Origin of the sequence: Duganella violaceipulchra, from assembly GCF_019166075.1 — a bacterium.
In the GTDB taxonomy this organism is placed as follows: Bacteria; Pseudomonadota; Gammaproteobacteria; order Burkholderiales; family Burkholderiaceae_D; genus Rugamonas; species Rugamonas violaceipulchra.
Genome location: NZ_JAHTGR010000017.1, coordinates 88,333 through 99,623 on the forward strand (window position 1 = coordinate 88,333; position 11,291 = coordinate 99,623).

Annotated in this window: 10 protein-coding genes; 9 read left to right on the forward strand and 1 reads right to left on the reverse strand. The window is 63.3% G+C overall.

The annotated features are described in order from the left end of the window. The first annotated feature begins 71 nt into the window (after nucleotides 1-71). On the forward strand, nucleotides 72-272 hold the full coding sequence (locus KVP70_RS26330) for a YdcH family protein (protein WP_026334267.1): 201 nt from the start codon (nucleotides 72-74) through the stop codon (nucleotides 270-272). A gap of 30 nt (nucleotides 273-302) precedes the next feature. Further along, on the forward strand, nucleotides 303-2,339 hold the full coding sequence (gene yoaA / locus KVP70_RS26335; protein WP_020701974.1) for a DNA repair helicase YoaA: 2,037 nt from the start codon (nucleotides 303-305) through the stop codon (nucleotides 2,337-2,339). Between the two features lie 110 nt (nucleotides 2,340-2,449). Here yoaA and KVP70_RS26340 read toward each other — a convergent pair whose 3' ends face one another. Beyond that, nucleotides 2,450-3,424: an NADPH:quinone oxidoreductase family protein gene (locus KVP70_RS26340; RefSeq protein ID WP_217945381.1), complete on the reverse strand. Its 975-nt coding sequence runs from the start codon at nucleotides 3,422-3,424 to the stop codon at nucleotides 2,450-2,452. A gap of 178 nt (nucleotides 3,425-3,602) precedes the next feature. Here KVP70_RS26340 and KVP70_RS26345 point away from each other — a divergent pair, with 178 nt between their 5' ends. The 7 genes from KVP70_RS26345 (at nucleotide 3,603) to rlmD (ending at nucleotide 11,264) form a co-directional block, all read left to right on the forward strand. After that, a complete protein-coding gene (locus tag KVP70_RS26345; RefSeq protein ID WP_217945382.1) occupies nucleotides 3,603-4,208 on the forward strand; it encodes a toll/interleukin-1 receptor domain-containing protein in 606 nt (201 codons plus the stop codon). Nucleotides 4,209-4,217: 9 nt separating this feature from the next. Then, entirely contained in the window at nucleotides 4,218-6,185 is a 1,968-nt protein-coding gene (locus KVP70_RS26350; protein ID WP_217945383.1) for a KGGVGR-motif variant AAA ATPase, read from the forward strand. 69 nt (nucleotides 6,186-6,254) lie between these two features. Beyond that, nucleotides 6,255-6,992, forward strand: coding sequence for a 5'/3'-nucleotidase SurE (gene surE / locus KVP70_RS26355; RefSeq protein ID WP_217945384.1), 738 nt, complete (start codon nucleotides 6,255-6,257; stop codon nucleotides 6,990-6,992). After that, a complete protein-coding gene (locus KVP70_RS26360; RefSeq protein WP_217945385.1) occupies nucleotides 6,989-7,864 on the forward strand; it encodes a protein-L-isoaspartate(D-aspartate) O-methyltransferase in 876 nt (291 codons plus the stop codon). Before surE ends, KVP70_RS26360 begins: the two co-directional genes overlap by 4 nt. 29 nt (nucleotides 7,865-7,893) lie before the next feature. Then, nucleotides 7,894-8,832 carry a peptidoglycan DD-metalloendopeptidase family protein gene (locus KVP70_RS26365; protein ID WP_217945386.1) on the forward strand — a complete coding sequence of 313 codons (939 nt, stop codon included), beginning with the start codon at nucleotides 7,894-7,896 and terminating at the stop codon, nucleotides 8,830-8,832. A 7-nt stretch (nucleotides 8,833-8,839) separates the two neighbouring features. After that, nucleotides 8,840-9,847, forward strand: coding sequence for an RNA polymerase sigma factor RpoS (gene rpoS / locus KVP70_RS26370; RefSeq protein WP_026334270.1), 1,008 nt, complete (start codon nucleotides 8,840-8,842; stop codon nucleotides 9,845-9,847). A 79-nt stretch (nucleotides 9,848-9,926) separates the two neighbouring features. Then, nucleotides 9,927-11,264, forward strand: coding sequence for a 23S rRNA (uracil(1939)-C(5))-methyltransferase RlmD (rlmD, locus tag KVP70_RS26375; protein ID WP_217945387.1), 1,338 nt, complete (start codon nucleotides 9,927-9,929; stop codon nucleotides 11,262-11,264). Nucleotides 11,265-11,291 lie beyond the last annotated feature (27 nt).

The following is an 11,291-nucleotide window of genomic DNA, read 5'->3' on the forward strand; positions in this document are numbered from 1 at the left end:
CGTGTCGCAGTTTGTTTGCAATACTTTTGTTGTTCCAGTGAAACTATTTGTGTGGGTAAAGACTGAGAATTATGACTGATGTACAAGATATCCAGCGTCGTCTGATAGAACTCGACGTCGAACACCGCGATTTGGACGCGGTCATCGACCTGCTCACGCTGGACGGCCATCACGACCAGCTGCAATTGCGCCGCCTCAAAAAGCGCAAGCTGCAATTGAAAGACCATATCACTCTGCTGAAAATGCAATTAGTGCCCGACGTTCCGGCCTGAGTCCGGCTCAGCGCCACAACTAAGTTTACCTTGACCGACCACCTTCCCACGCCCGCCGACACCATCCCCGCCGTAGTCGGCGCCACGCCCGACCAGCCCCCCGGAAAACATGACGCCGAGGTCGAACGCCTGTTCGGCGCCGGTGGACCGCTGGGGCCGGCTGTGGGCGAGTACCGTCCGCGCCGCTCGCAGACCGAGATGGCCAAGGCGGTGGCCGACGCCATCGCCAACCAGACCACGCTCATCGCCGAGGCCGGCACCGGCACGGGCAAGACCTTCGCCTACCTGGTGCCGGCGTTGCTGTGGGGCGGCAAGACCATCGTTTCCACCGGCACCAAGAACTTGCAGGATCAACTGTTCCTGCGCGACATCCCGACCGTGCGCGCCGCCTTGCAGGCGCCGGTGTCGGTGGCGTTGCTCAAGGGCCGCTCGAATTATGTCTGCCATTACCATCTGGAACGCACGCTGCAAAACGGCCGCATGACCTCGCGCGACGACGTCGGCCACCTGCGCGAGATCTCGCGTTTCCTGAAGATGACCAGCTCCGGCGACAAGGCCGAACTGGCCCGCGTGCCGGAAAATGCGCTGATCTGGAACCTGGTGACCTCGACCCGTGACAATTGCATGGGCGCCGAGTGCCAGTATTACCAGGATTGCTTCGTCATGAAGGCGCGCAAGGAGGCCCAGCAGGCCGATGTGGTGGTGGTCAACCACCACCTGTTCTTCGCCGACGTGGCGCTGAAGGATTCCGGCATCGCCGAGTTGCTGCCGTCCGCCAACACCGTGATCTTCGATGAGGCGCACCAGTTGCCGGACACCGCCACCTTGTTCTTCGGCGACACGTTTTCCACCTCGCAGGTGCTGGAATTGTGCCGCGACGTGCTGGCCGAAGGCTTGTCCAATGCCCGCGACGGCGCCGACTGGGGCAAGGTCGTCACGGTGGTGGAGAAGGCCGCGCGCGACCTGCGTCTGACTTTCCCGCAAGATATCGTCCGTTTATCGCTGCCGCAAATCGCGCCGTCGAGCGACTTTTTCCCGGCTTTGCAGACGCTGAAGGATGAGCTGGATGGCATGCTGGCGGTGCTGGAAACCCAGGCGGCCCGCGCGGAAACGCTGGAACAATGCCGCCAGCGCGGCCTGGAACTGGCGCAAAAATTAAAAGACTGGAAATTCGATCCCAAGGCGCGGGTGGAAAAAGGCGCCGAGGCGGTGTTCTGGGTCGAGGCTTATGCGTCGTCCCTGCAGCTGCACAAGACGCCTTTATCGATCGCGCCGATCTTCAACGGCCAGCGCGAAGGCGTGCCGCGCAGCTGGATTTTCACCTCCGCGACCTTGGCCGTGAAGAATGATTTCAGCCATTTTTCCGAGCAAATGGGACTGGACGGCGAGCCGTCGAAGACCTGGCCGAGCCCGTTTAACTACGAGCAGCAGGGGATTTTGTACGTCCCGCAAGGCTTGCCGGACCCGAATTCCATGGGGTACACCGACGCCGTGCTGGACCATGCGCTGCCGATTATCGAAGCGGCGGGCGGAAAAACTTTCCTTTTGTGCACGACTTTGCGCGCCGTCAAACGCGCCGCAGAGCGTTTGCGCGACGAATTCGAGAAGCGCGGCCTGCCATATCCGCTGTTTGTCCAGGGCGACAAGGGCCGCACCGAGCTGCTCGATCAGTTCCGCAAGGCGGGAAACGGCGTGCTGATCGGCTCGCAAAGCTTCTGGGAAGGCGTCGACGTGCGCGGCGATGCGCTGTCTTTAGTGATTATCGACAAGCTTCCATTCGCGCCGCCGGACGATCCGGTGCTGGCCGCGCGCATCGAAGTGATGGAAAAACAGGGCAAGAACGGCTTCATGCATCACACTTTGCCGGAGGCGATTATTAACCTGAAGCAAGGTGCCGGTCGTTTGATCCGCGACGAAGGCGATCGCGGCGTGCTGATGTTGTGCGATCCGCGGGTGATTTCCAAGCCGTATGGCAAGCGAATCTGGCAGAGTTTGCCGTCCTTCAAGCGCACCCGCGAACAGGCGGAAGTGATCGAATTCTTTAAAAACAAGAATTCCGATCAGTAACTTTTAGTATCAAACTTGGCGTGAGCGGCGAACCCCGCAAAGCCAACCGGGGTCGGACCCCATGCGGGGTCCGACCCCAGCGGAGCGCAGTGCGGGGTGACAGTTTGCCGCTAAGGCAAGATCACAACCTTCCCCGTGATCTTCCTGGCCGCCATGTCGTTGAGCGCCTGCGCCGTCTCATCCAGCTTGTACCGGCCCGAAATATGCGGCTTGATCTTTCCCTCTTGCAACCATCCCATCAACTGACGCATGCCGGCCAGGTTGGCCTTCGGCTCGCGCTTGACGAACTCGCCCCAGAACACGCCGACCAGTGACGCACCTTTGAGCAAGGTCAAATTGAGCGGCAGTTTCGGAATGTCGCCGTTGGCGAATCCCACCACCAGATAACGCCCGCGCCACGCAATCGAGCGGAACGCCGGCTCCGCATATTCACCGCCGACCGGGTCGTAAATCACGTCCGGACCCCGGCCGCCGGTGGCCGCCTTGATGGCTTCGCGCATATCCTCTGTGCTGTAGTTGATCAGCACGTCCGCGCCATGCGCTTTGCACACTTCCAGCTTCTCATCGGTCGAAGCGCAAGCAATGACGCGGGCTCCAAGGGCTTTGCCGATCTCGATCGCAGCCAGCCCCACACCGCCAGCCGCGCCAAGTACTAGCATGGTCTCGCCAGCTTTTAGCGCGGCACGGTCCACCACCGCATGATGCGAGGTGCCGTAGGTGAGGGTGATGGCCGCCGCCGTCTCGAAATCCATACCGGGCGGCATGGGCGCCAAGGCTTGCGCGGACGCCACTAGTTGTTGCCCAAAACCACCGGTCGGAGTGAAGGCGATGACCTGGTCACCTGGCTTGAAAGTTGTCACATCGTCAGCAACCGAGCGCACCACACCGGCCACTTCGCTGCCTGGAACGAAAGGCAACTCCGGCTTGAATTGATACTTGCCCTGGATGATGAGTACGTCCGGAAAGTTCACGCCGGCCGCTTTGACATCGATCACAACCTGTCCCGGACCGGCTTGCGGATCGGGCAATTCCTGGACGGTGAGAGTGTCCGGCAATCCCCAGCTTTGACATACGACAGCTTTCATGGTGGTCTCCTTGGTTTAAAAATAGAACGGTCGTTAGATTTTTATGATACCTGAATCCGCCACCGTTTTGCGCAAAGTTCGGCCTGCCGCACGTTTGCGTTTGCACAAAGTGTCGACTGAGGCGATTGTTAGAGTTGGTTAAACGCTGCAACTCTGTAGGGCAGCAACGGAGGATGTCATGACTATCCGTCACGGCTGCTTTTTCAGTTATGCACACGGCCAGCACGCGTACATGAGCAAGTTCAAGAACGATCTGGTCGAAGCGCTCAAGTGCTACCTGGAGCCGCACTTCGACAACGAGAACGAACTCTTTGTTGATAGCGAGCAACTTGGCGGCGGAGACGACCTGGACCAAAAGATCGCGCGCGCCATGTGTGAGAGCGCTTGCATGATTGTGATTTATACACCGAAGTACGAAGCCCACGCCTACACCCGCCGCGAGTTTGCAGCAATGCAACTTATTGAAGGTGAACGCAAGCAGTGGTACCCGCTGCCCAGCCACCTGATCATCCCCGTCATCATGACCCGCCACCCGGACGGTTTGCCGCCGCAAATTTCCGGACCCGGCATGTATGTCGATTTTTCCCGCTACACGCTGGCCAGCGGCGATCTGAAAACCAATCCCGAATTTCTGCCGGACATAGAAAAAATTGTTTTGCGCATTGCCGAGCATTACCACTACCTAAAACGATGCACGCCGCCGGGGCATGACTGTGGCCGTTTTGTCATGCCGGAGATCCCGCCTGAATGGCGTGCACATCCTCCTCCACACTTCCCACGCTAAAGGTTTGCCATGGATATCACTGCCTTGTCGCTGCCGCCGTTGACTGGAACCGGCGAAGTCGTCACTTTCTATTCTTACAAGGGCGGGACGGGGCGCACGATGGCCCTGTCCAATATCGCCGTGTTGTTGGCGCGACAACAGAACGCCACCACGCCGGTATTGATGATCGACTGGGACCTGGAGGCGCCGGGCCTGCATCATTACTTCGACCACCACGACGAGGGGCCGGGCGTGCTGGAACTGTTCGAAGCTTGCCGCGAGCAACTAATGCGCCGACGCAAGGGGACGGCGGCGCTGCTGGACGAGGAGGAGCTGGCGCGCGAAGTGCTGGCCGCCGTCGGCTGGGAGCAGTATGTCAGCCGGGTCGACCAGAGCAGCCAGCTGTACCTGATGCGCGCCGGCCGCTTCGACGACAGCTACGGCGAGCGGCTGGCGGCGATGCACTGGGACGAGCTGTTCAACAGCTGCCCGGCGCTGTTCCGCAGCTTTGCCGACAATCTGGCGCGGCATTTCCGTTACGTGCTGGTCGATTCCCGCACCGGCCGCACCGACAGCGCCGGCATCTGCACGACCTTGCTGCCGCGCAAGCTGGTGGTGGTGTTCACGCCCAACCGGCAAAGCCTGGAGGGCGTGCAGGCGCTGGTCACCCGCGCGACCGCCTATCGCCGCAGTCATGAAGACGAACAGCGGCCATTATTGGTCTATCCTCTGCCATCGCGCATCGAAATGGGCGACAGCGCGCAGCGCGCGCAATGGCGGCGCGGCGACCAGCAGCAGCGCATACTGGGCTACCAGCCGATCTTTGAACAGTTGCTGTGTTCCTGCTACGGCATGTCGCAGATGTCGCTGGACAGTTATTTCGACGAAGTCCAGCTGCAACAGACCCGCACCTTTGCCTACGGCGAGCAGCTGGCGGTGCGCATGGATCAGGGCGGCGACCGTTTTTCGCTGACGCGCACCTTCGAAGCCTTCCTCGACTGGCTGGGCGGCGGCTATTTCCCGTGGCAATCGAGCCGCGAGATTCACCTGCTGGCCTCGATCGGCGATGCGCGCCGGGCGCTGGAGGATGGCGGTGTGCGGGCGCTGTCGCAGCCGCTGGCGCGCGACCTCAACCTGCTGGGCGAACTCTATCGTCGTGAAGGACGGCTGCGGCAAGCGCTGGCGTGTTTCGAGGAGAGCATGAGCCTGCGCCAGCGCGGCCTGGGCGAAGACCACCCCGACACACTGGCCAGCAAGAGCAATCTGGCCGGCGTGCTGCGCGTGCAGGGCCAGCTGGACGAAGCGCAGTTCCTCGAAGAATGCATCGTCGAGGCGCGCGAGCGCCTGCTGGGGCGCGAGCATCTCGATACGCTGGCGGCGCGCGCCAACCTGGCGGCCACGCTGGCCGAGCAGGGGCGGGCGGCCGAAGCGCTGGCCATGCTGGACGCGGTGCTGGACGCCTATCTGCGCCTGCTGGGCTCGGAACACCTGCTGACCCTGGCCTGCAAGGCCAGCCGGGCCGACATGCTGTTCCGGCGCGGCGACAGCGAACACGCCCGCATCGCGCAGGAGCAGGTGCTGGCGGCGCGCAAGCGCCTGCTGGGCGCCGAGCATGCCGATACCCTGCGCAGCAAGACCGCGCTGGGCTGCACCTTGCTGCGGATGCAGGAGCTGGAAGCGGCCGGCAGCCTGTTCGAGGCGGTGCTCCAGGCGCAGATCCGGCGCCTGGGGCCGGACCACCTGGACACCCGCAAGGCGCGCGCCCAGCTGGCGGACGTGCAGGTGCAACTGGGCGGGCCGGTCGGCGGGCGGATGGGCGAGCCGGCGCTGGTGCCGGAGCTGCATCAGGACGCCGCCGGGGCCGATTACGGCGACGCGTTGTCCCGGCCGCCGCTCCCGCGCGAGCGGCCCGGCGCCAGCGACTTGTGGACCCGCGCGGCCGAAGAGTTGCTGGCGTTGGACGGCCATTTGTCCGCTTCCCGGCCGCCGTCGCGCTAACGCAAATTTATCTGGTTTGGAGGCCGCAGGTACGCGCAGTCAGGCCATTGCTTCAGGTAAAATCTCCGTATGAGAATCCTGATCAGTAATGACGACGGCTACCTTGCGCCGGGCATCAACGCGTTGGCGGAAGCCCTGGCGTCCATCGCCGACATCGTGGTCGTGGCGCCGGACAGCAACCGCTCCGGCGCTTCCAATTCGCTGTCGCTGGACCGGCCGCTGTCGGTGCAGCGCGCGGCCAATGGTTTCTACTTTGTCAACGGCACGCCGACCGACTGCGTCCACGTGGCGCTGACCGGCATGCTGGACTACAAGCCCGACCTGGTGGTGTCCGGCATCAACAACGGCCCCAACATGGGCGACGACACGCTGTACTCCGGCACCGTCGCCGCCGCCACCGAGGGCTATCTGTTCGGCATCCCGGCCATCGCCTTCTCGCAGGGCGCCTACGGCTGGGAGCACATCGACGACGCCGCCCGTCATGCGCGTGACATCATCCAACGCTATTATGCAACGTTGCCGGCGCCGTATCTGCTCAACGTCAACATCCCGAACCGGCCCTACGACCAGCTGACCAATCCGGTCGCCACGCGGCTGGGCCGCCGTCACCAGGCCGAGCCTGTGATACGGGCCAGGGACCCGCGCGGCAAGGAAATTTTCTGGATCGGCCCGCCGGGCGCGACCAAGGACGCAGGCGAGGGCACGGATTTCTTTGCCTGCGCCCAGGGCCAGACCTCGATCACGCCGCTGCAGATCGACCTGACCCACAAAACTCAACTCGATGCATTGGCAAAGGCCCTGGCATGAACGACAAGAACCGTAGTTTTCCCCTCCCGCTATCCTCGGTAGTCGATAAGGGGGCCAGGAAGGCGACGGTGTTCGCGCCGGTGGCGACGCCGCAGACGGCGACCCAGAACGCGGCCCGCCACGTGGCGCCGCAGCACGGTTATGCCACGCCGCGGCCGGTGGCGGCGCCGTCCAAGTCGCACAGCTACGCGATGGAACGGGCGCAGCCGGTGGCGGCGCCGGCGCCGCGCGGCAATCCGCTGGTGTCGGACGCGGTGCGCCGCGCCATGGTGCAGCGCATCGCCAGGCAGGGCGTCAAGGATGCGGTGGTGCTGGCGGCGATGGAGAGCGTGCCGCGCCATCTGTTCATGGACGAGGCGCTGGCCTCGCAAGCCTACATCGACGCCTCGCTGCCGATCGGCCACCACCAGACCATTTCCCAGCCCTACATCGTGGCCCGCATGATCGAGGTGATGCGCAACGGCGGTCCCTTGCAGCGGGTGCTGGAGATCGGCACCGGTTGCGGCTACCAGGCGGCGGTGCTGTCGTGCGTGGCGCAGCAGGTGTATTCGATCGAGCGCATCAAGCCGCTGCACGAGCTGGCCAAGTCCAATCTGCGGCCGCTGCGCGTGCCGAACCTGCGCTTGCACTACGGAGATGGTATGCTAGGCCTGCCGCAAGCGGCCCCGTTCGACGGTATCATCCTGGCCGCGGCCGGCCTGGAAGTGCCGCAAGCACTGCTGGAACAGCTGACCATCGGTGGCCGGCTGGTGGCGCCGGTGGGCGTCCGCGCGCAGCACCTGGAATTAATTACACGCATCGGCAAGGCAGAATGGGCCAGCGTCACGCTGGAAGACTGCCATTTCGTGCCGCTGCGTCCGGGCACGATATGACGTGCCCGTATCATTAGACTAAGATGAGAATGACAAATAAAAGTAACTTGCTCGCCATGAGCTTTGCGCTCGCTTTATTGAGCGCCTGCAGCACCACCCCGAATCAGGCACCGGTCGTCGACCGCACCGTGCCGCCTCCAGTCAAGCCCGCCACCCCCAGCGAAACGGCGCAGATCGCCCGCGACGAGCGCGGCCTGTACACCGTCAAGAAGGGCGACACGCTGATCCGCATCGCGCTGGAATACGGCCAGAACTACCGCGACCTGGTGACCTGGAACAACCTGGCCAACCCGAACGATATCAAGGTCGACCAGGTGCTGCGCGTGCTGCCGCCCGACAGCGCGGCCAACGGCGTGCAGACCGGCGCCATCGTCATGCCGCCGGTGGAAAAGACGCCGCCGGCCCCGCCCGTGGTCAAGAAAACCGAGCCCAAGGGCGAGAAGAAGCCGTACTCGGACAGCGCGCTGGCCGAACTGCAGCGCGCCGACAGCAACGGCAACGGCAAGGCCGAGGGCAGCGTCAAGCCGGCACCGGCGCCATCGCCCGCCGTCACCGCCGCGCCGCCGGCCGCCGCCGGTACCGCCGCCAGCGCCGACGATGAAAAATTGAGCTGGATGTGGCCGTCCGACGGGCGCGTCATCGCCACCTTCGACGAGGGCAAGAACAAGGGCGTGGACATCGCCGGCAAGGCGGGCCAGCAAGTCGTGGCTGCCGGAGCCGGAAAAGTGATGTATGCCGGCAGCGGCATCCGTGGATATGGTAATCTCGTTATTGTGAAACACAGTAATAGCTTGTTGTCGGCCTACGCCCACAATCGTACTATTGTGGTCAAGGAAGGCCAGAGCGTGACCAAGGGACAAATGATTGCTGAAATGGGCGATTCGGATGCCGATTCCGTCAAGCTGCACTTTGAGATCAGGCAGCAGGGCAAACCGGTGGACCCGTCCAGATTCCTGCCTAACCGCTAGCTGAACCATGACACAGACGCCGCACGACCCGATGGATGACGACGCTGCCCCGGACGAATTTCCGGACGAGGGCAATGATGATGTCGCCATCGAAGCTGCGGATGGCGAGGCGGAAACCGTCGAGCCGGGCGCGGTGCTGGAAAGCGTCGACGAACTGAAAAAGGTGCTGGCGGCCGAACTGTCGACCGACACCACCCAGCACTACCTGAACCAGATCGGCACCCGTCCGCTGCTGACGGCGCCGCAGGAAGTGCACTACGCCACGCTGGCCAAGGCCGGCGACTTCAGCGCCCGCCAGACCATGATCGAGCACAACCTGCGGCTGGTGGTCTCGATCGCCAAGCACTACATCAACCGCGGCGTGGTCCTGCTCGACATGATCGAGGAGGGCAACATCGGCCTGATGCGCGCCATCGACAAGTTCGAGCCGGAGCGCGGCTTCCGCTTCTCGACCTACGCCACCTGGTGGATACGCCAGAGCATCGAGCGCGCCATCATGAACCAGGCCCGCACGGTGCGCCTGCCGGTGCACATGGTGCGCGAGCTGAACCAGATCCTGCGCGGCAAATACCACCTCGAAGCCCAGCACCACAACGGCAAGGACGCCACCGCCGAGGACATCGCCGAGCTGGTCGGCCGCCCGGTGGAGGAGGTGCAGGACATCCTGGCGCTGTCCGAGCACGCCACCTCACTGGATGCGCCGCTGGACAACGATCCGCAATCGTCGCTGATGGACATGTTGCCCGGCGACGCCGACGACAGCCCGGACGCGCGCGCCGAGCACCACGAGATGACCTTGCTGGTGCGCGACTGGTTGACCAAGCTGCCCGACAAGCAGCGCATCGTCATCATGCGCCGCTTCGGCCTCGACAACGACGATCCGGCCACGCTGGAAACGCTGGCCGAGGAAATGGGCGTGACGCGGGAGCGGGTGCGCCAGATCCAGCAGGAAGCGCTGGTCAAGCTGAAGCGCGCCATGGCCGCGCGCGGCGTGGTGCGCGATTCCCTGCTGTAGTTCATTCCCATTCTGCTATCATGTTGGCCCCGGCATTTAAGTGCCGGCGCCAGCCATTCCCTATCCAACATTGAACGTTATGCAAGAAAATACAATCTTCATCAAGTCGCTCGACATGGACGCCCGCGGCGTCGGCCATCTGAAAAATGAAGATGGCTCCCAAGGTAAAGTGGTGTTTGTCGAAGGCGCGCTGCCTGGCGAGACGGTGAAATTCACCACGTTCAAGAAGAAGAAAAACTGGGAGATGGCGCGCATGGACGAGCTGCTGCACGAATCCCCCATGCGCGTGAAGCCGGAGTGCGTGCACTTCGAGATGTGCGGCGGCTGCTCGATGCAGCATCTGGAGCCGACCGCGCAGGTGGCGATCAAGCAGCGCGTGCTGGAAGATAACCTGCAACACATCGGCAAGGTGCGTCCGCTGTCGGTGATGCGTCCGATGTACGGCCCGACCTGGGGCTACCGCTACCGCGCGCGCCTGTCGGTGCGCCACGTGGCCAAGAAGGACACGGTGCTGGTCGGCTTCAACGAAAAGAAAACCATCTTCGTGGCCGACATCAAGAGCTGCCTGATCCTGCCCAAGCATGTGTCGGACCTGCTGCTGCCGCTGCGCGCGCTGATTGGTTCGCTCACCTTGTTCGACCAGATTCCGCAAATCGAACTGGCGATCGGCGAAGGCGTGACCGCGCTGGTGTTGCGCATCATGTCGCCGCTGGGCGACGGCGACGATGTCAAGCTGAAGGCTTTCGCCGACCAGCACCATATCCAGTTCTGGCTGCAGACCAAGGGCCCGGAAACGGCCGCCCCCTTCTATCCGCTGGACCAGCCACTGTTCTACCGGCTGCCGGAATTCGGCATCAAGATGCCGTTCAAGCCGGTCGACTTCACGCAGGTCAACCACTACATCAACCGCGTGCTGGTGGTCAAAGCCCTGCGCCTGCTGGACGTGCAGCCGGAAGACCGCGTGGCCGACCTGTTCTGCGGCCTGGGCAACTTCACGCTGCCGCTGGCCACGCAGGCGCGCGAGGTGGTCGGCATCGAAGGCCTGACCTCGCTGACCGAACGCGCGCAGGACAACGCCAAAGCCAACGGCCTGTCGGACAAGACCACCTTCTACACCCGCAACCTGTTCGAGGTCACCGCCGATCACCTGGTCGAACTGGGCAAGTTCGACCGCATGCTGATCGACCCGCCGCGCGACGGCGCCATGGCGCTGAGCGAAGCGCTGGTGGCCCTGAGCCAGACCCGCGCCGACCTGCTGCCCAAGCGTATCGTCTACGTTTCGTGCAGCCCGTCGACCCTGGCGCGCGACGCCGGCATCCTGGTCAACGCCGGCTATGTGCTCGACAAGGCCGGAGTGATCAATATGTTCCCGCACACCTCGCACGTGGAATCGATGGCCGTATTTAATCTGAGTTGATGCGCCGGCCTGATGTTTTTTCTGTAA

Excerpts from the sequence above, each read along its gene's own strand:
- KVP70_RS26330 (WP_026334267.1), top strand. The coding sequence starts at position 72 with ATGACTGATGTACAAGATATCCAGCGTCGTCTGATAGAACTCGACGTC.
- KVP70_RS26340 (WP_217945381.1), bottom strand. The coding sequence starts at position 3,424 with ATGAAAGCTGTCGTATGTCAAAGCTGGGGATTGCCGGACACTCTCACC.
- KVP70_RS26345 (WP_217945382.1), top strand. The coding sequence starts at position 3,603 with ATGACTATCCGTCACGGCTGCTTTTTCAGTTATGCACACGGCCAGCAC.
- KVP70_RS26350 (WP_217945383.1), top strand. The coding sequence starts at position 4,218 with ATGGATATCACTGCCTTGTCGCTGCCGCCGTTGACTGGAACCGGCGAA.
- surE (WP_217945384.1), top strand. The coding sequence starts at position 6,255 with ATGAGAATCCTGATCAGTAATGACGACGGCTACCTTGCGCCGGGCATC.
- KVP70_RS26360 (WP_217945385.1), top strand. The coding sequence starts at position 6,989 with ATGAACGACAAGAACCGTAGTTTTCCCCTCCCGCTATCCTCGGTAGTC.
- KVP70_RS26365 (WP_217945386.1), top strand. The coding sequence starts at position 7,894 with ATGACAAATAAAAGTAACTTGCTCGCCATGAGCTTTGCGCTCGCTTTA.
- rpoS (WP_026334270.1), top strand. The coding sequence starts at position 8,840 with ATGACACAGACGCCGCACGACCCGATGGATGACGACGCTGCCCCGGAC.
- rlmD (WP_217945387.1), top strand. The coding sequence starts at position 9,927 with ATGCAAGAAAATACAATCTTCATCAAGTCGCTCGACATGGACGCCCGC.